The organism is Dinoroseobacter shibae DFL 12 = DSM 16493 (assembly GCF_000018145.1).
Classification (GTDB): domain Bacteria; phylum Pseudomonadota; class Alphaproteobacteria; order Rhodobacterales; family Rhodobacteraceae; genus Dinoroseobacter; species Dinoroseobacter shibae.
Genome location: NC_009959.1, coordinates 1 through 21,353, shown reverse-complemented (window position 1 = coordinate 21,353; position 21,353 = coordinate 1). Strand labels below are relative to the sequence as shown.

Genomic DNA, 21,353 nt, shown 5'->3' with positions numbered 1-21,353 from the left:
CCCGCGGGTCCGGCCCGCTACACCCCGCCGTCGCGCGCCCGGGTCCAGCGGTGGAGCCAGACCGGCGCGCCATTTACGCCCAAAGTCACGCGCAGGTCGGCGGCGCGGGCCTCCCCCGGGATCAGCAGGAAGGTCAGGCGGCTGCCGCGTCCCTCGGGCAGGGCAAAGAGGCTGACGCCGGTGATCGCAACCGCCTCCGGCCCCGTGATTTCGGGGGCAAGACCGGTGGCGTCGCCCGCGATGTCGATGACATAGCGCCGGGTGCCCGGGCGGTCGTGTTCGCGGCCACTGCGGCTTTGGGCGATGGCGTGGGGCAGGCCTGTGCCCGGGGCCGCGCGCGTCCAGGTCAGACTGTAGGCGAAGCGGTGCTCGCTGCCTGCGGTCAGGGGGGCCTCGGGGCGCCAGAAGGCCACGATATTGTCCATGAACTCGTCGCTCGTGGGGATCTCCACCAGCATGACCGCGCCGCGGCCCCAGTCGCCTGACGGGCGCACCACCGCCGCGGGGCGGTCGTGGTACCGCGCCTCGGTATCCTCGAAATCGGTGAACCGCCGCCGGCTCTGGAACAGGCCGAAGCTGACCGGCCCGTCATCGAGAAAGGCGGAGGTTTCCAGACGGGCGGGGTTGGCGATGGGACGCCAGAGCGTCTCGCCCGCGCCGTTCTCGATGCGCAGCACGTCGCTGTCATGGACGCGGGGACGGAAATCGTCGCTGACTGCGGCGCGCAGCGGGCCCTTGAGATACATCGAGGTCAGCGGGGCGATGCCGATATCGGCGATCTCGCGGCGCGGCAGCAGGGTCACGGCCACGTCGCAAACCGTGTCTTCACCGGGGCGCAGGACCATGTCGAGATGCCCGGCCAGCGACGGGCTGTCGATCACCGCCTCCAGCCGAACGGTGCCGTCCCTGGCCGGGTGCAGACGCAGATGGGTGAAGCGGGGGAATTCCTCCGGCCCTGCCCCGCCGGTGCCGAGGGCGACCGCGCGGGCCGAGAGGCCGTAGACCATCGCCTGCCCGATGGCGCGGAAATAGCTGGCCCCCTGAACCACCAGCACCTCGTCCAGCACGTCCGGGGTGTTCAGCGGGTGGCGCAGGCGCAGGCCCGAGAACCCCGCGCCGGGGGCGGTGGCGGGGATGGTGTCGAAATACCGGGGCGCGAAGTCGAACAGGTCAGGGGTGAGTGTGACCTCTTGCGGCCCGTCGCCCCGGTCAAGGTCGATTCGCACCGGGTCGGGGAAAAACAGTCCCGGCGGCAGCAAATCGACCGCGAAATCCGGGCCATGGGGCAGCAGGGCGGCCCGGCCCGGGATCGGGCGGATGCCGCGATAGGCGTCATAGCTCAGCCCCGCGAAGGGCGGGGGCAGCGGCGCGGTATCGCGCGCGAAGGGCTGGGCGGCCAAAGCGCGGGCCGCGTCCAGCAGCGTGGGCACGGATTGCGCCGGGGCCAGCCGCGGCAGGGTCGCGAGGCAGGTGGCCCCGGCCAGAAACGTCCGCCTTCGCATCACGCCGCCCGGTCGAGGACCGGCACGATCAGCGGCGCGCAGCAGAGCGGCAGCGCCACGGGGGCGAGCCACAGGGCCGCGCTGCCGGAGGTGGCCACGGCGAGGGTCACGAGGGCCGCGCCCGCCACCGCCTCCACCGTGCCGCACGGCAGGGTGGGCCCGGCCCGGCGCGCGGTCTTCCAGCCGCAATCGCGGCCCAGGCAGACCGCCAGGACAGCCCCCGCCTGGCGCAGCATCACCAGCGGCGCGATCAGGGTGGAGGTCGCAAGCTCGCCCACCCAGGCCCGCAGGATCACCGCCCGGCGCGCCCAGCTGCGACTGCGGCAGAGGCCTTCGACCAGCGCGCAGAGCTTGGGGATCAGCAGCACCAGCGCCGCGACCAGCAGGGGCAGCGCCCCGGCCACGGGCACCAGCCCCAGGGCGATCAGCGCGATCAGGACCAGCCAGACCGGGGCCACGAGGTAGCTCAGGACCCCCATGAGCAGGTGCAGGCGGCTGACCGGGTCCAGCCCGGGCGCAGCCAGCAGGCGCAGGTGTTGCAGGTTGCCCTGGCACCAGCGGCGGTCGCGCGCGTGGAAGGCGGCCAGGGTCTGGGGCGCGTCCTCGGCGCTGCCGGTCATGTCCGGGTCCAGCGCCACGGCCCAGCCCGCGCGGCGGATCCAGGCGGCTTCGATGAAATCATGGCTCAGCAGCGCGCCGCCGAAGGGCGCGCGCCCGGGCAGGACCGGCAGGGCGGCGGCGCTGCGGAAGGCCGCGACGCGCATGATCGCGTTATGGCCCCAGTAATTGCCGCTGTCGCCGGTCCAGGCGGCGAACCCGCGCCCGAAGCCCCGGGACAGAAGGCGCACGCCCGTCCGCTGGTGGCGGCCGAACCGGGTGCGGCCCGGCACCAGTGCGAGGCCTGCCTGCAAAAGGCCCAGAGCGGGGGTCCGGTCCATCCGGTGGATCATGCGGCGGATGCGGTCGGGGCTCATCCGGCTGTCGGCGTCGAGCACCATCATATGCTCGAACCGGTCCCCATGAACCGCCAGCCAGTCGGCGATATTGCCCGGTTTACGCCCGGTATTCTCGGCCCTCCTGCGGTAGGTGACGGTCCCCGCTTCGATCAGCGGGGCGAAGGCGGCCTCCTCCGCGGCGATTGCGGCGGCGCCGGAGGTGTCCGACAGCACGAAGATATGTGCGCCTGCGTCCAGCCCCACCCGGTCGAGGCCCGCGCGCAGGGCGACGAGATGGGCGGCCAGCGGCGCGGGGTCTTCCTTGCACAGGGTCACCAGGAGGGCGGTGCGGCTGGCCGGGCGCCAGCCCGCGGGCACGGGCGGTTCCGGGTCCGGGCGCAGGGCAAGCCCCAGAAGGGCTGTCGCCGCCCCGCCCGCGATCCAGACCGCGCCGAGCATCACCAACGGCAGCGCCAGCAGCGCCCCGGGGGTCCAGTCGGTGACACTGGTGGCAAAGCCCGCCACGATGGCCAGCGTCAGACCCAGGGCCAGCCCAAGGCCAGCGGCGCGCGGGCCGGGCCAGCCGGCATCGACACGCCATGCACGGGAAATCGGTTCGACCAGCGACATGGGTTTGCGGAGCTTTCTGTTCGACGGCGTCACTGCCGTGGATGCACAGCAGCTAAGGCGCGCTTTGGCGGGAACAAGTGGTCCTAGTCAACCGTCCCGCCAAAGGGCGGCCACATGCGCGAAAAGATGCCGTCGCGCTTGGCAATGCCGTGATATGCGGCGGCGCAGACATGCAGGGCGATCAGGGCGGCGATGGCGTAGCTGCCGAGGTAGTGCACGGTCTTGGCCAGTTCGGCCAGCGCGTCGGAGCGCGGCACCAGCGACGGCACGCCGAGCGCATCGAGGGTCTCGATCGGGAAGCCCCCTGCCTTGACCCGGACATAACCCGCTACGGGCATCACGATCAGAAGTGTATAGAGCGCGAGGTGGGACAGGTGCGCGGCGGTCCGCTGCATCCCCGTCACCGAAGGCGGCAGCGGCGCAGGCGGCCGCCACAGGCGATAGGCCAGCCGCGCCAGCACCAGAAGCAGCAGCAGAACGCCCACATTCTTGTGAAAGATGAACAGGCTGTTCTGGAGCGGCCGCGGCAACCCCTCCTGGACCATGACGACGCCCACGGGGATCGTGGCGAGGATCAGAACCGCCATGCCCCAGTGAAACAGCCGGGCCGGGGCGCGATAACGGGTTTCGGCTTGTGACATGACGCCCCTTTCGCTCTACCATGAGCTAGCCTTCGCGCAAATCACTTCAAGCGCGGGGACGCCTGCTTGACTGCGCTCTGCGCGGGTCAATATCTGAGGGATGGGCCTCGCTGATCTTCCTCTTCGCCGACGTTTGCCCCGAGTGCCGGTCCCCGGTACGGGGGGGCCGGAGGATGCCTTTGCGCTGGCGGCCCTGTTGCTGGCGGCCCTGACCGGCCTGGGCGCGGCGCTGTTACCCGGGGCCGGGCCGCTGAGCGTGGGGCTGGCGCTGGCCGCGTTCGGGACCGGGGCGGTGATCGCCGGGCGCGACTTGCGGCGGGCCTATCCGCATGGGCGGCTGGGGCTATGCAACCTGGTGACGCTGGGGCGTCTGGCGCTGACCTCGGCCCTGCTGGTCCCGCTCGTGGCGGGGATCGGCGCGGCCTGGCCGATCTTTGCCGTGGCGGGCGTGGCGCTGGCGCTTGACGGGGTGGATGGCTGGCTCGCCCGGAAACAGGGCCTCGCCTCGGCCTTCGGCGCGCGGTTCGATGTGGAGGTCGACGCGGCCCTCGCCCTGATCCTCGCGGTGAACGCGGCCACCGGGCCCGCGGGGCTCGCGGCGGCGCTGCTGGGCCTGCCGCGCTACCTCTTCGTGCTGGCGGCGCGGGGCCTGCCCTGGATGCGTCGCGACCTGCCGGAGCGGTTCAGCCGCAAGACGGTCTGCGTGCTGCAGATGGGCGTTCTGATCGCGCTGCAGGCGCCGGTCCTGCCCGCGGCCCTGGCCCTGCCCCTGGTGGGCCTCGCCCTCGCCGCCCTGGCCTGGTCCTTTGCGGTCGATCTGCGCTGGCTCTGGCGGAAGCGGGCGGCATGATCCCAAGCCCCCTGCGCCTCGGTCTCGGCGCGCTCGTGCTGCATCTGGTGCTGGTGCAACCGAACCATCCGGCGGCCCTGACCTGGGGGGCGCTGGCGATGTTTCCCCTGGAATTGCCGGTGATCCTCCTGGTGCTCGCCGCCCTGCCCCCCGGGCGGGTCACCGCGTGGCTGCGCGCCGGGCTGACGGCGCTGCTGGTGCTGATCGCGGTGCTGAAGACGGCGGATTTCGCGATGTTCTCGGCCCTGGGGCGGGGGTTCAACCCGATCTCGGACATGGCTTTGGTGGAGGCCGGTTTGCGGCTCTCCACCGGGGCGATCGGCCCGGTTCTGACCGGGCTGGCGGTGGTCGCGGCACTGCTGGCGGTGGCGGGCGTGGCCTTGGCGATCTGGTGGGCGACCGGGGTCTGGGCCGGGCTGCGCCTGCCGCGGCGCGCGGGGCTCGGCCTAGGCGTGGCGGCGGGGCTTGCCGCCGGGGTCGCCGGGGCGGAGATCGGGCAGGCCATGGGCCGCTGGTCCCTGCCGGTCACGCCCCCGGGGGCGGCGTTTACCGCCCGCGTCGGGGTCGAGCGGATGGGCATGGCCCGCGCCACCCTCGCCGACTTGCGCGCCTTCGAGATCGCGGCGGCCACGGACCCGCTGGCCGGGCGCGCGGACCTGCTGGGCGCCATCGACCGGGACGTTCTGGTCGTCTTTGTCGAAAGCTACGGGCGCGCCAGCCTCGACACCCCGCTTTATGCCGAGACCCATCGCGCGACCCTGGCGGCGGCCGAGGCGCGGCTCGGGGCGCTGGGGCTGTCCATGCGATCGGGCCTGCTGACCGCGCCCACGCGGGGCGGGCAGAGCTGGCTGAGCCACGCGACCTTTGCCAACGGGCTGTGGGTGGACAACCAGACGAGCTATGGCGCGGCGCTGGCCAGCGGGCGGCGGACGCTGTTTCACCTCGCCGCCGAGGCCGGGTTTCACACCGCCGCGGTGATGCCGCAGATCACCCTGGACTGGCCCGAGGCCGACCTGATGGGGTTCGAGACCGTGCTGGCGGCGGCGGATCTCGGCTATGCCGGGCAGCCCTTCAACTGGGTGACGATGCCGGACCAGTTCACCTTCGCCGCGATGGACCGCCTGCTGCGCGACCGGGCGGAGACGCGGCCCTATTTCGTGCAGATGGCGCTGGGGTCGTCCCATGCGCCCTGGGTGCCGGTGCCCGAGCTGGTGCCGTGGGAGGCAATCGGCGATGGCACGATCTTCGATCCCATGGCGGCGGCGGGCGATCCGCCGGACGTGGTCTGGCGCGACCGCGACCGGGTGCGGGAGCAGTACCGCCTCGCCCTCGACTACGCCCTGCGGGTGGTGTTCGACTACGCCGCGCGGCACGCGGGCGACCCGCCGCTGATCCTGGTGCTGGGCGATCACCAGGCGGCCGGATTCGTGGCGCTGGACGAGCGGGCCGAGGTGCCGGTGCACCTGATCGGACCGGCGGATCTGGTCGAGGTCGCCGCCGGTTGGGGCTGGTCCCCGGGGCTGATCCCGGGGCCGGAGGCCGCGCCCCTGCGGATGGACGAAATGCGCGACCTGATCCTGCAATCCTTCGCCAGCCAGGCGCCCCCGGAGGGCGAGAGTTGAGCCGCCCCCTGCCCCGCCGGGTCTTGCCGGTCCTGCAGGCAGCGCTGGCGGTCGGGCTGCTGGCGCTGCTCTGGCGGGCGGCGGACGGGCCCGCGGCGCTGGCCAGCCTGAAGGCCGCCGATTGGCGCTGGCTGGCGCTGGGGCTCGCGGCGCTGAGCCTGCAGACGGTGCTCTCGGCCCTGCGCTGGCAGCTGACGGCGCGGCAGTTCGGCATCGCCCTGGGCACCGGGCACGCGATCCGGGAATACTACCTCGCGCAAGTGGTCAACCAGTCCCTGCCCGGCGGCATGATCGGCGATGCAGGCCGCGCGGTGCGGGCGCGGGCGCAGGCGGGCCTGCTGGCCTCGGGGCAGGCGGTGGTGTTCGAGCGGCTGGCGGGCCAGATCGCGATGTTCCTGACGCTGGCGGTGGGGTTTGGGGTGACCTGGGCGCTGCCCGGCGGGCTCGACTGGCCCGCATGGCTGGCCGGGCCGCTGGCCCTGGCGCTGGCCCTGGGCCTCGCCCTGCCCCTGCTGATCCGGGGGGCTGCGCGTCTGCCGGGGGCCACGGGGCGCGCGGCGGCGGGCCTGCGGGCGACGGTCCGCAGGGCGCTGATGTCCGGCGCGGCCCTGCCCGGGCAGATCTGGCTCAGCCTCGGGACGACCCTGTGCAACCTCGCGGCCTTTGCCGTCTGCGCCCGCGCCGTGGGCGTCGATCTCGGCCCCGGGGCGGTCGCGGCCCTGGTGCCGCTGATCCTCGTGACCATGCTCATCCCGCTCAGCATCTCGGGCTGGGGCCTGCGCGAGGGCGCGGCGGCGGCCCTGCTGCCGCTCGCGGGCGCCACGGCCAGCGGCGGGCTGGCGGCGAGCGTGGCCTTCGGGCTGACCTTCGCAGTCGCCAGCTTGCCCGGCATCGCCCTGATCTGGGCCGCGCCGCGCCCGCCCGTGCCTCGATCCGGGCAGCCCTGAGCCAGAACCCACCCATGGACGATAGGACGCGGCGCTTTCCCTTGCCTCCACCGACGGCCCCCCTAGCCTGATAGACAGACGCGAAAGGACATCATCATGCCAAAGACCCTCACACGACGGACCGTCCTCGGCAGCGCCGCCGCCGCCGCGGGCGCGACCGCCCTGGGCGCCTTGCCCCACCGCGCCCGGGCCCAATCGGCGGTGAGCCTGCAACTGAGCTGGCTGCATTCGTCGCAATTCGCGGGCAGCTACATCGCGCTCGACCGCGGCTGGTGGGCCGAGGCCGGGCTGGAGGTCTCGCTGCTGCCGGGCGGGCCGAACGCGCCGGTGGAGCCGCCAGTGGTCGCGGGCACGGCACTGGTGGGCATCTCGGCGGCCGATTACACCGCTGCGGCCGTGGAACAGGGCGCGCCCTTCAAGATCCTCGGCGTGGCGATGCAGAAGAACCCCTTTGTCGTCGCCTCCCTGCCCGCCAACCCGGTGAACGAGCCTGCCGACCTGGTGGGCAAGCGGATCGGCATGGCGCTGGCCAACACGCCCGTGTTGCAGGCGCTCTGCACCCTGAACGGGGTGGACATGGGCGGCATCGACATCGTGCCGACCCAGTACTCCGCCCAGCCCCTGCTGGCGGGCGAGGTGGACTGCCTGCTCTGCTGGGAGACCGATCTGCCCGTCGCCATGGCGATGCAGGGGGTCGAGAGCCTGACCATGCTGATGGCCGATCACGGCTATGCGGTGCATTCCCAGACCTATATCGCCACCGAGGACAGCCTTGCCAATCGCCGGGCGGACCTGGTCGCCCTGATGTCCGGGGAGGCGCGCGGCTGGGACGCCTACCGCGCCGATACCGATGCGGCGGCCGAGCTGACCCTGTCGATGTACCCCGATGCAGGCCTCGACCTGGAGACCCAGAAGCTGCAGGCGGCGCGGCAGGTGCCGCTGATGTTCTCGGAGCTGACCGACGCCAACGGCTTCGGCTGGTGGACCGACGAGACGGTGGCCGCCAATATCGAAACCCTCGCCCTGCTGGGCCGGACGGTGACGCCGGACCTGTGGGACCGCTCGATCCTCGAAGAGGTCCATGGCGCCTGACCACGCCCCCACACCGCCGCCGGAGGTCGCCTGCATCGCGCTCGCCAAGACCTTTCCCGGCGGGACGGAGGCGGTGCGCCCGCTCGACCTGAGCTTTGCGGCGGGGCAGACCACGGCGCTGGTCGGCCCGTCGGGCTGCGGCAAGTCGACGGTGCTGCGCCTGGTGGCGGGGCTGGAAAGCCCCAGCGCGGGCCGGATCGAGATCGCGGGCGCCCCCCCGGCGGAGACCCTGCGCCGCGCGGGCCTGTCGGTGGCGTTCCAGGACCCTTCGCTGCTGCCCTGGCGCAGCGTGCGCGGCAATATCGAGCTGGCCCTGGGTCTGGCGCGGCGGCCCGTGGAGGCGGGCGAGGTCGACCAGCTGATCCGGCTGGTGGGGCTCGACGGCTTCGCCGAGACCCGGCCCGCGGAGCTGTCGGGCGGCATGCGGCAGCGCGCGGCGATTGCCCGGGCGCTGGCCACGCGGCCGGGGCTGCTGCTGCTCGACGAGCCGTTCGGGGCGGTGGATGAGCTGACCCGCCGCCAACTGGCCCAGGACCTGCCCCGGATCTGGGAGGCGCGGGGCACCACGACCCTGCTGGTGACCCATTCCGTGACCGAGGCCGTGGCCCTGTCGGACCGGGTGATCGTGCTCTCGCCCCGCCCGGCGGAGGTCGTGGCCGACATCGCCATCGACCTGCCCCGCCCGCGCCCCGAGGGCGTGGCGCAGACCGACGCGGCCATGGCCCTGATCGAGCAGGTCTTCGCCGCCCTGTCGGAGGGCATGGCCCGGCGGCAAAGACCGCTCGCCGCCCAATGAGTGCGGTGGCAACGGCCCCCCGGGCGCGGGCCGGGCGGGGGCAAAACCGGGGGACGTGGATCGGGCTGATCCTCATCCTCGCGCTCTGGGAGCTGTCCGGGCGGCTTCTGGTCGATTCCTTCGTGCTCGCCAGCCCGAGCGAGACCCTGCGCTACCTGGTCGAGGACTGGCGGCTGATGTCCCGCGCGCTCGGTGTGACCCTGTCGAACGCGGCGGCGGGCTTCGTGATCGGCAACCTGGCGGCGGTGCTGCTGGCCGGTATCGCGATCCTCTGGCCGCGCAGCGAACGGGTGGTGACGGGTCTGGCCCTGCTGGTCTTCTGCCTGCCGCTGGTGGCGACGGGGCCGATCCTGCGGGTGTTCTTCGGCCCCGGCTCCGGTCCGCAGATCGTTCTGGCGGCTCTTGCGGTCTATTACACCACGCTGATCCCCCTGCTGGTGGGGCTGCGCGCCGCACCCGACAGCTGGTTCGACCTGGTGCGCAGTTACGGGCGCGGGCGGATGGCCGCCCTGGTGCATGTGCGGCTGATGGCGGCCCTGCCCTACCTTTTTGCCGGGTTGCAGATCGCCGCCCCCGCCGCGTTCCTCGGCGCCATGGTCGGCGAGTTCACCGGAGCCGAGCGCGGCATGGGCGTGCTGACCGTGCGCGCGATCCGGGCGCTGGATGTGGAGATGACCTGGGGGCTGGCCACGGTGGCCACGGCGGTGGCGATCCTCGCCTATCTCGCGATCGGGGCCGTGGCACGCCGGGTGTTGCTGGAGGCGCCGCCGGTGATCCTCGCCGCCCCCGCCGCAAGCGGGCGCAGCCGCCCGGCGCTGGATGCCGGGCTGGTCGTCGCGCTCGCCCTGGCGGGCTGGGCCGGGGCGATCTGGCTCTTCGGGCTGAACCCGTTTTTCGCCAAGGGGCCGCTGGACGTGGCCGAGGCCCTGATATGGGCCGCCGACGCGCCGCAGACGCGCGCCACCATCGGCGCCGCCCTGGCCGAGACGGCGGTCTTCCTGCTGCCCGGCTACCTCGCCGGGCTGGCCGCGGGGGCGGGGCTTGCCATCCTGCTGGTGCTGGTCCCCGCGATCGCGGGGACCGCGATGCCCCTGGCCATTGCCCTGCGCTCGGTCCCGATCGTGACCACCGCGCCGCTCATCGTGCTGCTCCTGGGGCGCGGGGCAGTGGGGACCATCACGCTGGTGGCGGTCATGGTATTCTTTCCCAGCTTCGTCGCCTGCCTGCACGGGTTGCGGCAAGCCCCGGGCCAGGTGATGGACGTGTTCGACAGCTATGCCGCCGGGCCGGTCGCGCGGCTGATGCGGGTGCGCATCCCGGCGATGCTGCCAGCGTTCTTCGCCGCGGCGCGCATGGCGGTGCCGGCCTCGGTCCTCGCCGTGACGGTGGTGGAATGGCTGGCCACCGGCGCGGGCATCGGCAGCCTCATGGCGCTGTCGGCCTCCCTGTCGGATTACGACATGCTGTGGTCCTCGGTCGTGCTGGTCTCGGCCCTCTCGGCGCTCGGCTACGCCGCCGTGGGCGTGGTGGAGCGGCGCGTCCTCGCCACCTACGCGCCGGAGCAGCTGGCATGAGCCTGCGCCGGGCCGCTTTCGCCATTCCCGGCGATCTGAGCACGCCGACGGGCGGCTATATCTACGAGCGTCGCCTGCTCGAAGGGCTGTGGGCGCAGGGGCGGGATGTCACCCATATCCGGCTCGGCACCTCCTTCCCCGACCCGACCGACGCCGACATGGCCGACGCCATCGCTCAGCTTGCGGCGCTGGAGCCGGACCGGGCGGTGATCCTCGACGGGTTCATCTCGGCCACGCTCGACACAAGGGCACTGGCCGCGCTGCCCCTGCCCACGGTGGCGGTGGTGCATCACCCGCTGGCACTGGAGAGCGGGCTGGATGCCGAACGGCGCGACCGGCTCTACCGGGTCGAGCGGGACAACCTTGTGCATATCGACCATGTCGTGGTGCCCAGCCCCAACACCGCGCGCACCCTGACCGCCTCCTACGGTGTCGCGGCGGACCGGATCACCATCGCCCGCCCGGGCACCGACCGCCCCACCCGGCCCCGCGCGCCCGCGACCCCGCCGCTGATCCTGTCCGTGGGGATCCAGCACCCGCGCAAGGGCCACGATACCCTGCTGCGCGCGCTGGCGCGGCTGACCCACCTGGACTGGACCGCCGTGATCGCCGGGAAGGCCTATGACCCGGCCCATGCCGCCCTGCTCGACCGGCTGCTGGACGAGACGGGCCTGCGCGACCGGGTGCGGATCGCGGGCTACGTGGCGGACGCGGCGCTGGCCGAGCTCTACGCCACGGCGACGGTCTTCGCCCTCGCAACCCGTTACGAAGGCTATGGTCTCGTCTTCGACGAGGCCCTGGCCCATGGCCTGCCCATCGTCAGCTGCGCGACGGGGGCCGTGCCCGAAACCGTGCCTGCCGAGGCCGGGCAACTGGTGCCGCCGGACGATGCGGCGGCCTTTGCCACGGCGCTCGCCGCGCTGCTGACCGACGACGCCCTGCGCGCGCGAACCGCCGCCGCCGCCGCCCGCGCGGGCACCCGCCTGCCCGGCTGGGACGACACCGCCGCGACGGTGGGCGCGGTGCTCGAAACCCTGTAGCCCAGCCGCCCTACCAGATCCGCGCGATCCCGACCCCGGCGTAAAGCTGCCCGCGGCTGTCCACCACCGGGCTGGCGGCCGCATCGTCCAGCAGCCAGCCATAGATAAGCCCCCCGCCGATGGCCCAGCTGCGACTGACGGGCTGGACGTAGATGGCGAAAACCCGCGCGTCGCGCGCGCCGCCCCCGGCCGAGAACACCTCCAGCCCGCTGGCCGCCGCCCCTTGGGCATCCACCGAGAAATAGCTGTCCATGTAATCGCCCGAGCCATAGCTGACCGCGGCCCCCATCCCGAGCGCACCGAACGCGCCCAGGGGCGTCCAGGCCCTTGCATAGGCCGAAGCGACGAAGCCGCCATGGGCGCCGGTGACATCCTGGACCACGCTCAGCCCGACGGCCCGACGCTGGCGGATATCCGCGCCCACCACCTCGTAGGCGACGAACCCCCCCAGATCGAGGGACATGTCGATATCCGGCAGGGCCGCGACTTCGTCATCCTTGACGTCGCCCCGCCCGAAGCGCAGCACCCCGGCGGGCCCGGCGCTCCAGTTCGGATGATCCAGCAGGTCGATATTGAGGTAATTGCCCGTCACCGTGACGCGCCTTGTCTCGCCCAGGGCGAAGGTGCCCGCGGGCACCGGCAGCCAGACCGACTCGTCCGCGCCGATATATTGCGGCCCCGCCCCGAAGGCGAGCAGCCCGACCCCCCGGACCCCGGGTAGCTCGATCGGGGTCTCGGCCATGGCCGTCCCGGCGGCACCCACCAGGGCAAGCGCCGCCAGAGCCCCCTGGATCAGGGCGCCGGGCCTTGGAAATCTACGCATCTGCCTGTCCTCGTTGCTCGGGCGAAACCATGCAAGCCCAGACGAAGAGACACAAGAGCCCCCGCGCCGCCGGACAAAACTGTCAACTTCAGTTTACATTTTTGTTGAAATCCGAATTGTACATGTTAATTTGAGTGTCGCCTCCCTCGTGCACCAGACCGCGCTTGGGGGGCGTTTCTCACCTGCCTTGGGAGGCCGCGACATGACCCTTGACCCCATGCCCCGTGCCATCGTCACCGGCGCCTCCTCCGGGGTGGGCCTGCACGCGACGAAATCCCTGATCGACCGGGGCTGGCATGTGACCATGGCCTGCCGGGACCTGGCCAAGGCCGAGGCGGCGGCGCGGTCGCTCGATCTGGACCCGGGCCGCTACGCGCTGGCCCATCTGGACCTCGGATCGCTGGCCAGCGTGCGCGCCTTCCACGCCAACATCGCCCGCGACCATGACAGCCTCGATGCGCTGGTGTGCAACGCCGCGGTCTATAAGCCCCGGCTGACCCAGCCCGGCCGCTCCCCCGACGGGTTCGAGATCAGCGTCGCGACCAACTATTTCGGGCATTTCCTGCTCGCCAACCTGATGCTGCCGCTGCTGGAGGGCGCCCCGTCCCCGCGGCTGATCACCCTGGGCACCGTGACCGCCAATTCCGAGGAATTCGGCGGCAAGGTCCCGATCCCCGCCCCGGCGGACCTGGGCGATTTTGCCGGGCTGAAGGCCGGCTTCCGCGCCCCGGTGGCGATGATCGACGGCAAGCCGTTCAAGGCGGGCAAGGCCTACAAGGACAGCAAGCTCTGCACCATGATGATGAGCCGGGAGCTGCACACCCGCCACCACGCGCGGACCGGGATCGTCTTCGCCACGCTCTATCCCGGCTGCGTCGCGGACACGCCGCTGTTCCGCGACACGCCCAAGGCGTTCCAGACGATCTTCCCCTGGTTCCAGAAAAACGTCACCAAGGGCTATGTCAGCCAGGCCCTGTCCGGCGAACGGGTCGCCATGGTCGTGGCCGACCCGGAGTTCGCGCAGTCCGGCGTGCATTGGAGCTGGGGCAACCGCCAGCGCGAAGGCCGCAGCGCCTTTGCCCAGGGCCTGTCCACCAAGGCCACGGATGCCGCCCGCTCCGCAGAGCTGTGGGAGCTGACCGCAGCCCTCACCGGGCTGACCACCCCCGCCGAGCCGGTCGCCGCCTGACCGGGCCCCTGCCCCGCCTGAGCGCGGGCGGGACACGGGCGGTCGGTCCCGGGCTCAGGGCGCTTCGACCAGGATCTTGATCTGGGATTTCTCGGCCACCAGCGCCTCGAACCCGTCGCGCACGATATCGTCCAGCCCGATCCGGCGCGTCACCAGCCGTTCGGCCTGGAAATAGCCTTGCTGCATCAGGTCCATCACCGCCGGATAGACGTTGCGATAGGCAATCGTCCCCTTGATGTTCCGCTCCTTCAGAACCACGGTGTTGGGCTGGAAACTGGCCTCGGTTTCCCAGATCGACACCACCAGCGTCTCGCCCTCGTAGCGGGTCGCGTCGATGGCTTGCGCCAGCACCGCGGGCACGCCGGTCACCTCGAAGGCAACCTCGACGCCCCCCGGGCATGCGGCTTGGACGGCGGCGACGGCATCCTCCGCCCCGGGATCGACCGCCGTGGTCGCGCCCAACTCCATGGCCTTGGCGCGGCGGGTCTCGGACGGCTCGACCACCACGATCTTGGAGGCCCCCGCGATCCGGAGCGATTCGACCACCAGCAGCCCGATGGGACCGGCCCCGAACACCGCCGCCCTGTCCCCGGCCTTGAACGCGCTGACCCGTACCGCGTGCAGGGCGACCGCCGCCGGCTCGACCAGCGCGCCCTGTTCCATCGACAGGCCCTCGGGCATCCTGTGCAACATGCGCGCGGGCACCACCGAATAGGCCGCAAACCCGCCATGGCCACCGGACAGGCCGACGAAGCCCAGCTTTTCGCACAGGTTGTACCGCCCGTCGCGACAGGCCGCGCAGGTGCCGCAGGCGAAGATCGGCTCGATCGCCACCCGGTCCCCGACCGACAGGTCCGTGACCCCGTCGCCCAGCTCGGTGATCTCGCCGCAATACTCGTGTCCCATGGTGATCGGGGCCTTGTCGTGGCTGAGGGGGTGATCCTCCCCCACCGGCACGAAGATCGGCCCAGCGAGAAATTCATGCAGGTCGCTGCCGCAAATCCCGGTCCAGGCGACCTTGATCTTGACCTCCCCCGCGCCGGGGGTCGGTTCGTCCACATCCTCGACGCGAATGTCCTTCGCGCCATGCCAACGTGCCGCTTTCATCGTCTCGCTCCTCTTGCAGGTGATCGGAAGGGCCGCGCCAGCCCTTCGGGACAAGGCGCGTGCCCGGCTCCGGGACGTCTGGATCGGGCGGCCGAAGCCCCCGGCGCCGCGTCCCCCGGCGCTAGCGGTAGACCATGCCGCCGTCGATGATGACGCATTGTCCGGTCATGTAGGCGCTGTCCGGTCCGGCCAGGAAAGACACCAGCCCCGCCACATCCTCAGGCGTTTCCGACCGCCCCAGCGCGATGGACTTGACGAAGGCGTCATAGGTCGCGCCCTTGGCCGCCCCGGTCAGCTCGGCAAACCGGGCGTCGATCTCGGTCCACATGTCGGTGCCGACGATGCCCGGGCAATAGGCGTTCACGGTGATCCCGTCCGCCGCGAATTCCTTTGCGGCGACCTGGGTCAGTGCCCGAACCGCGAACTTGCTGGCGCAATAGGCGCCCAGCATCGCGTAGCCGTCATGGGCGGCGATAGAGGCGGCCGAGATGATCGACCCGCCATGGCCGCGCGCCTTGAACTTGGCCGCCGCCGCCTGGATCCCCCAGACCACGCCCTTGACGTTCACCTCGTGGACCTGGTCCAGCTCGGCCTCGGTGATCTCGGCGATCGGCTGCACCTGGGCGATGCCCGCATTGTTGATCATCACGTCGAAACCGCCCAGCTCCGCCTCCGCCCGGTCCACCGCGGCGAAGACCGCGTCGCGCTGCGTCACATCGGCGGTGATGGCGATCACCGGCCCGTCCCTCAGGCCCGCCGCCGCCGCCTCGAGCTGTGCGCCGTTCATGTCCACGAGCGCCAGCGCGAATCCGTCCCGCTGCAGCCGCTCCGCGATCCCCAGACCGATGCCCTTGGCCCCGCCCGTCACAAGCGCAACCTTCTTCTGCGTCGCCATTGCTCTTCTCCTTGCCATATCGAAAGAGCCCGGTGAGCGTCGACCGCTCACCGGTAAAGCCATGCCGCCCGTCCCGGATCAGGACAGGTGATGCACCTCCTGCAGCCCGTAGACGGGGGTCGGGATGCCCTCCATCCGGGCCTTGATCTGCAGGGACAGGAATTGCGAGTAATGCCGCGACTGGTGCAGGTTGCCGCCATGCATCCACAGGTTCGGCACCTGGGTCGGCTTCCACATGTTGCGCTGCTCGCCCTCCCAGGGGCCCGGGTCCTTGGTGGTGTCCGACCCAAGGCCCCAGACCTTGCCGAGCTGGTCGGCCTTGTCCTGCCCCATCAGGTCCGCGACCCAGCCGTTCATCGAGTTGTAGCCGGTGGCATAGACGATCAGATCCGCCTCCAGCTTGGTCCCGTCGTCGAGGATCACGCCATCCTCGACCACTTCCGTGACCTGCCCGCGCTTGAGCTTGATCTCGCCGTCGATGATCAGCTGGCTCGCCCCGATGTCGATGTAATAGCCCGACCCACGGCGCAGGTACTTCATGAAAAGCCCCGAGCCGTCATCGCCCCAGTCAAGCCAGAAGCCTGCCTTCTCAAGACCTTCGTAGAACTCCGCATCCCGGCGCTTCATCTCCTCATAGGCGGGGATCTGGAACTCGTGCAGGATCGCGTAGGGCAGCGAGGCGAAGATCAGATCCGCCTTCTCGGTGGTCACACCGTTGGCGACCGCCTCTTCGGAATAGAGCGCGCCGAGGCCCACATCCATCAGCGTGTCCGACCGCACGATATGGGTCGAGGACCGCTGCACCATGGTCACGTCCACATCGCCTTCCCAGAGGGCCGCGCAGATGTCGTGGGCGGAGTTGTTGGACCCGATCACAACCGCCTTTTTGCCTTTATAAGGGTCTGGTCCGGGGTGTTTCGAGGAATGGTGCTGGTCGCCCTTGAAGGTGTCCATACCCGGGAAATCGGGCATCCGCGCCTTCCCGGACATGCCCGTGGCCATCACCAGTTGGGTGGGGCGCAGAACGACCTCTTCACCGTCGCGATCCACCACCACGGTCCAGGTGCCGCTGGCCTCGTCGAACTCGGCAGATTTCGCCGTGGTCCGGGTCCAGTAGTTCAGCTCCATGACCTTGGTGTACATCTCCAGCCAGTCGCCGATCTTGTCCTTGGGGCTGAAAACGGGCCAGTTTTCCGGGAACTTGATGTAGGGCAGATGGTCGTACCAGACCGGATCATGCAGGCAGAGGGACTTGTAGCGGTTGCGCCAGCTGTCGCCGGGGCGCTCGTTCTTCTCCACGATGATCGTCGGCACGCCCAGCTGCCGCAGCCGCGCGCCGAGCGCGATGCCCCCCTGCCCGCCGCCGATGATCAGGCAATAGGGCTGGGTGGTATAGCCCAGCTCGGCCTCCTCGCGCGCGCGCTCCTCGGCCCAGGTCGTGCGATGCTTGCCGGCCCCGTGCTTGGCCCCCAGCGGCCGGTCGAAGCCCTTGGGCTCCTCATGGCCCTTCAGCTCCACCATGGTGGTCAGCAGGGTCCAGATCTTGCCTTCCTTGAGCCGGATCAACCCGTATCCGCGGGCCACATCGGTCTCAAAGGTGATCCAGGCGGTGGTCACGCCGTCCTCTTCGGTCGGCATCTCCCCCTCGGCCAGGGCCCAGCCGCGCGGCTTGGTGGTGCCGAGCTGGTGACGCAGCATGTCGGCCACCTGGTCCTTGCCTTCGACGGTCTTGATGTTCCAGGTGAAACTGACGAGATCGCGCCAATAGCAATCGTCCAGGAACATCTCCGTCGCCGCGGCGATGTCCCCATCTTCGAGCGCCTTGCCGAACGCCTCCAGGAACGCTTCGGTCTGGTCCGATACGGTCGAGTCGAGCATGTATTCCTCCCAAAATCATGTCTGTGCCTGAACGATGCCTGACGCAGGGTCACCGCGCCAGCCTTTCACGACGCGCCGGGGCCGAAATCGCAGGCCCGACGCCCGCGCCGTTGCGCGCGCAACAGAGCCGCAACAGCCCGCATGCCGCTCAGGACGGCGGGGTCAGCCCGGCCTTGCGCACCCGCCGCAACACGGTGGACCGGTTCACTCCCAGCCGCCTTGCGGCCTGGCTCATGTTCCAGCCGCAGGCATCGAGCAGGCTCTGCAAATCGGCCTCGGGCGGGGCGGCGGCGGCCTCCGGCAGGCTGGGGCCGGGCAGGTCCGGCAGGTCGATCACCCGACCCTCCGCAAGGGCCGCGGCCACGTCGAGCGTGGATTGCAGCTCGCGGATATTGCCCGGCCAGTTGCGCGCCGACAGCTCGGCCCGCGCCGCGGGCGACAGGCTGAGATCCCGCGCCACATGGCGCCGCATCAACCGCGTCAGCAGCCACTCCAGATCGTGCCGCAGCCGCAGGGGCGGCAGATGCGCCACATGCCCCGCCAGGCGGAAGAACAGGTCCGACCGGAACGCCCCGGCCTTCACCGCCGCCGAGATGTCCGTGCGCGCCGAGGCGATCGCGCGCAGGTCGGGGCGCGCCTCCAGCAGGGCCAGAACCGCCCCCTGCCCCGCGGTGTCCAGATCCTCGACCCCGCGCAGAAACAGGGTCCCCGCCGGGGGCTCGGGCAGCGGATCGCGCCCCAGACCGGCGCAGCGCAGCACCGTGAAACCCCGCCCCGCGGGCCCGCTCAGATGCACGGCGCGGGCCAGCCGCTCCTTCCCGGTGCCGGTCTCGCCCAGCAGCAGCAGCGGCACCTCGGTGCCCGCCAATTGCCCCAACCGCCGCAGCAGCGGGGTCAGCACCGGATCCGGCCCGGCGAACCCCGCCAGCGGCGCGGGCATCTCGGGCACCGCCGCCGGGCGGGGGGTCCGGGGGGCTTGCGGGGCGATGGCATGGCCGAACACCCCGCGCCCGTCACGCAGGCGCAGCACCCGCTCCTCCGTGGGCCGCCCGCGCATCAGGTCCGGAAGATCGTCGATCGACATCTCCATCAGCGCGTCGATCCGCGTGCCCAGCAGTGCGCCCGGATCCGTCGCCCCGAGTGCTGCCTGCGCGGCATGGGTCAGCCCGGTGATCCGCCCCGCGCCATCGAGGCTCACCGCCGCCTCCGGATCGACCTCCAGGAATTCCGGCGAGGTCGAGAATCGCAGCACCCAGTCCTGCCGCGCCGTGGCCATCAGGTTGGCCATCTCCACCCGCCGGGCCGAGGCCTTGACCAGGCTCATGGCCAGGTTCTGGCTCGATTTCGGGGTGGGCGAACGCAGCAGCGAGATGTCGAGAACCGCCGACAGCTGCCCCAGCGAGTCGTAGATGGGTGCTGCGGTACAGCTCAGCGGGGTGTGGGCGAGGCCGAAATGGTCGTCCTGGTGGATCGTCACCGCCTCCCCGGTGACAATGCACGACCCGACGCCGCAGGTGCCCGCCAGCTCCTCCTGCCAGTTCGACCCGAGATAGAGACCGGCGCTCCGCAGCTCGTCCTCGAAACGCGGATCGCCGAAGAAATCGACGCACACCCCCTGCGCATCGGCCAGAAGCAGCACGTAGTTATGCCCCGCCACCTGCTTGAACAGCCCCTGAAGCCCGGACCGGGCCACGGCGATCAGCCGCTCGGCCTGCTCGCGATGGGCACGCAACTCCGCGTCGGTGACGATATGGGGGGCGTCGGTGGCGGTCGGGTTCAACCCGTAGGACTCGACGCAGCGCCGCCAGCTTTCGGTGACCACCGCATCGCGCAGCGACCCCTGCGCGCGGCCGCTGACAACCCGGTCGATCTCCGTCACATGGGCAAGGTCCCCCATGGTGTCCTCCCGCACCAACCTGTCCCGACCGTAAGAGCCGGACCGATTCCCCGCAAGCGCCCGGGGCTCCGGCGGTCTCCGACCTTCGGCTCGTAGCGAGGCGGGGGAATTTTTGCTACGGTCGTGCGCAATACCGGGGGCCCGCCCCCGCACGACACGACCCGGGAGGAAAGACCATGACCCGCACCGCCCTTGTGGCCCTGACCGTTTCGGGGCTGGCCGCCCCCGCGGCGCTGGCCGATGTGCAGACGCCGCTGCAGGACCCGATGAACTCGGGCATGTGGGAATATCACCAGCAGAACCTGCTGGGCGACCCGGCGGATATCCGCTTCGACGACCGGGTGATCGTGCGCGGCCCGGGTGAGGCCGAGGATACCGTCAACGTGCCCCTGCTGGTGGATGCCAGCGCGCTGGACAACGTGGACAAGATCGTGATTTCCGCCGATTATGGCCCGATCCCCCATATCATGACCTACTATCCCGGCCAGGCGGAGGCGAAGATCGCCCTGCGGTTCAAGATCGACCAGGGCACCGCGATCCGCGCCTCCGTGCGCACCCATGACGGGGCCTGGCATATCGGCTCGACCTATATCGACGCGGCGGGCGGGGGCTGTTCGGCCCCGGCGGCGGCCTATGCCAACGCGGACTGGTACGACCGCCTCGGCGAAATCCATGGCCAGGTCTGGCCCGCCTCCGGCCGCGCCCGGATGGTGGTCGATCACCCGATGGACACCGGGCTCGCGGGCGACATCCCCGTCTTCATCATCGAGGATCTCTATCTCCGCGACGACGCCGGGACAGAGCTGGCCCGGCTGGAGCTGTTCGAGCCGGTCAACGAGGACCCCGCCTTCACCGTCTATTTCGACCCCGAAATCATGCCCGCAAGCCTCCATGTGGACGGGCGCGACAATAACGGGAACGAAATCGAAGGCCTGCTGCAAGCCGCCGATACCCACTGATGGCCGACCTGCGTTTCTCGCGACGCGCGAGCCTGGGCCTGCTGGCCTCGGCCGCGCTGATCCGCCCCGCCCGCGCCGCCGCCCGGCTGAGCTATGACCTGCGCCCCCAGGCGGTCGCCAAGGGCGTCTGGATGATCGAAGGCAGCACCGAGTATTTCACCATGGAAAACGGCGGCGCGATCGTGAATTGCGCGCTCTTGCAAGGCGATACCGGGCTGATCGTGGTCGATACCGGATCGAGCTTGCGCTACGGCGAGGCGTTGAAATCCGTGGCCGACGGGCTGGACCTGCGCGGCGTCTCGACGGTGATCAACACCCACCACCACCCGGACCATTTCTTCGGCAACCAGGTCTTCGCCGACCGCCCGATCCTTGCGCTTGGCGAGACCATCCTTCAGGCGGACGCCCAGGCCGACGCCTTGGCCGACAACATGTACCGCATCCTCGGCGACTGGATGCGCGGCACCGACCCGGTGATCCCGCGCAACGTGATCTCCGGCGGCGACGTGGTGATCGACGGGCGCGCCTTCCTCGCCCTGCCGCTGTCGGGCCATACCGAAGGGGACCTGGCCCTTCTGGACCGCGAGAGCGGCATCCTCATCGCCGGGGATCTGGTGTTCTACGACCGCGCCGCGACCACGCCCTCGGCGGACCTGCCGGTCTGGCACGCGGCCCTCGACACGCTCGAAGGCACCGGCGCCGCCGCCGTGCTGCCCGGGCACGGGCCCATCGATCGCAGCGGCGCGGCGATCCCGCAAACCCGCGCCTATCTGCGCTGGCTGGAGGATACCCTGCGCACCGCCGCCGGACAGGGCCTCGACATGATCGAAGTGATGGACCTGCCCCTGCCCCCGGAATTCGCGGGCCTCGGCGCGGAGCCGGAGGAATTCCACCGCTCCATCGCCCATCTCTACCCGAGCATAGAACGCGAGGTCATGCCCCGCGCCAACTGAGGCACCCGGGGGCGCCGGGGGGG

The 21,353-nt window shown here is 71.1% G+C and carries 18 protein-coding genes; 10 read left to right on the top strand and 8 right to left on the bottom strand.

What is annotated here, in order from left to right:
* Positions 1–17: 17 nt before the first annotated feature.
* The 3 genes from DSHI_RS20930 to DSHI_RS20920 form a co-directional block, all read right to left on the bottom strand.
* Complete coding sequence (locus tag DSHI_RS20930; protein WP_012187448.1) at positions 18–1,502, bottom strand: OpgD/OpgG family glucan biosynthesis protein; 1,485 nt, start codon at positions 1,500–1,502, stop codon at positions 18–20.
* The gene (gene mdoH / locus DSHI_RS20925; RefSeq protein ID WP_012187447.1) at positions 1,502–3,067 is read right to left on the bottom strand and encodes a glucans biosynthesis glucosyltransferase MdoH; all 1,566 of its coding nucleotides are present in this window, start codon (positions 3,065–3,067) and stop codon (positions 1,502–1,504) included. Before mdoH ends, DSHI_RS20930 begins: the two co-directional genes overlap by 1 nt.
* Positions 3,068–3,150: 83 nt before the next feature.
* Positions 3,151–3,708, bottom strand: a complete 558-nt coding sequence (locus DSHI_RS20920) for a cytochrome b (protein WP_012187446.1) — start codon at positions 3,706–3,708, stop codon at positions 3,151–3,153.
* A 142-nt stretch (positions 3,709–3,850) separates the two neighbouring features.
* Here DSHI_RS20920 and DSHI_RS20915 point away from each other — a divergent pair, with 142 nt between their 5' ends.
* The 7 genes from DSHI_RS20915 (at position 3,851) to DSHI_RS20885 (ending at position 11,629) form a co-directional block, all read left to right on the top strand.
* The gene (locus DSHI_RS20915; RefSeq protein ID WP_245533105.1) at positions 3,851–4,558 is read left to right on the top strand and encodes a CDP-alcohol phosphatidyltransferase family protein; all 708 of its coding nucleotides are present in this window, start codon (positions 3,851–3,853) and stop codon (positions 4,556–4,558) included.
* Positions 4,555–6,180: an alkaline phosphatase family protein gene (locus DSHI_RS20910; protein ID WP_012187444.1), complete on the top strand. Its 1,626-nt coding sequence runs from the start codon at positions 4,555–4,557 to the stop codon at positions 6,178–6,180. The genes DSHI_RS20915 and DSHI_RS20910 overlap by 4 nt, the downstream gene beginning before the upstream one ends.
* A complete protein-coding gene (locus tag DSHI_RS20905; RefSeq protein WP_012187443.1) occupies positions 6,177–7,127 on the top strand; it encodes a lysylphosphatidylglycerol synthase transmembrane domain-containing protein in 951 nt (316 codons plus the stop codon). Before DSHI_RS20910 ends, DSHI_RS20905 begins: the two co-directional genes overlap by 4 nt.
* Positions 7,128–7,223: 96 nt before the next feature.
* Positions 7,224–8,219: an ABC transporter substrate-binding protein gene (locus tag DSHI_RS20900; RefSeq protein ID WP_012187442.1), complete on the top strand. Its 996-nt coding sequence runs from the start codon at positions 7,224–7,226 to the stop codon at positions 8,217–8,219.
* Positions 8,209–9,015, top strand: a complete 807-nt coding sequence (locus tag DSHI_RS20895; protein ID WP_012187441.1) for an ABC transporter ATP-binding protein — start codon at positions 8,209–8,211, stop codon at positions 9,013–9,015. Before DSHI_RS20900 ends, DSHI_RS20895 begins: the two co-directional genes overlap by 11 nt.
* Positions 9,012–10,589 (top strand): ABC transporter permease, encoded by a 1,578-nt coding sequence (locus DSHI_RS20890; protein WP_012187440.1) that lies wholly within the window; start codon positions 9,012–9,014, stop codon positions 10,587–10,589. The genes DSHI_RS20895 and DSHI_RS20890 overlap by 4 nt, the downstream gene beginning before the upstream one ends.
* A complete protein-coding gene (locus DSHI_RS20885) occupies positions 10,586–11,629 on the top strand; it encodes a glycosyltransferase family 4 protein (RefSeq protein ID WP_012187439.1) in 1,044 nt (347 codons plus the stop codon). The genes DSHI_RS20890 and DSHI_RS20885 overlap by 4 nt, the downstream gene beginning before the upstream one ends.
* Positions 11,630–11,639: 10 nt before the next feature.
* Here the strand turns inward: DSHI_RS20885 and DSHI_RS20880 are convergent, their stop codons facing one another.
* Entirely contained in the window at positions 11,640–12,452 is an 813-nt protein-coding gene (locus tag DSHI_RS20880; RefSeq protein ID WP_012187438.1) for a MipA/OmpV family protein, read from the bottom strand.
* Between the two features lie 202 nt (positions 12,453–12,654).
* Here DSHI_RS20880 and DSHI_RS20875 point away from each other — a divergent pair, with 202 nt between their 5' ends.
* Positions 12,655–13,641, top strand: a complete 987-nt coding sequence (locus tag DSHI_RS20875) for a protochlorophyllide reductase (RefSeq protein ID WP_012187437.1) — start codon at positions 12,655–12,657, stop codon at positions 13,639–13,641.
* Between the two features lie 54 nt (positions 13,642–13,695).
* Here the strand turns inward: DSHI_RS20875 and DSHI_RS20870 are convergent, their stop codons facing one another.
* The 4 genes from DSHI_RS20870 to DSHI_RS20855 form a co-directional block, all read right to left on the bottom strand.
* Entirely contained in the window at positions 13,696–14,748 is a 1,053-nt protein-coding gene (locus tag DSHI_RS20870) for a 2,3-butanediol dehydrogenase (RefSeq protein WP_012187436.1), read from the bottom strand.
* Between the two features lie 121 nt (positions 14,749–14,869).
* On the bottom strand, positions 14,870–15,643 hold the full coding sequence (locus DSHI_RS20865) for an acetoin reductase (protein ID WP_012187435.1): 774 nt from the start codon (positions 15,641–15,643) through the stop codon (positions 14,870–14,872).
* Positions 15,644–15,721: 78 nt separating this feature from the next.
* A complete protein-coding gene (locus tag DSHI_RS20860) occupies positions 15,722–17,521 on the bottom strand; it encodes an NAD(P)/FAD-dependent oxidoreductase (RefSeq protein ID WP_012187434.1) in 1,800 nt (599 codons plus the stop codon).
* Positions 17,522–17,669: 148 nt separating this feature from the next.
* Positions 17,670–19,418 (bottom strand): sigma-54-dependent Fis family transcriptional regulator, encoded by a 1,749-nt coding sequence (locus DSHI_RS20855; RefSeq protein ID WP_012187433.1) that lies wholly within the window; start codon positions 19,416–19,418, stop codon positions 17,670–17,672.
* 176 nt (positions 19,419–19,594) lie between these two features.
* On the opposite strand from DSHI_RS20855, the gene DSHI_RS20850 reads away from it, so the two are divergent.
* Positions 19,595–20,377: a quinoprotein dehydrogenase-associated SoxYZ-like carrier gene (locus DSHI_RS20850; RefSeq protein WP_012187432.1), complete on the top strand. Its 783-nt coding sequence runs from the start codon at positions 19,595–19,597 to the stop codon at positions 20,375–20,377.
* On the top strand, positions 20,377–21,330 hold the full coding sequence (locus DSHI_RS20845) for a quinoprotein relay system zinc metallohydrolase 1 (protein ID WP_012187431.1): 954 nt from the start codon (positions 20,377–20,379) through the stop codon (positions 21,328–21,330). Before DSHI_RS20850 ends, DSHI_RS20845 begins: the two co-directional genes overlap by 1 nt.
* The last annotated feature ends 23 nt before the right edge of the window (positions 21,331–21,353 follow it).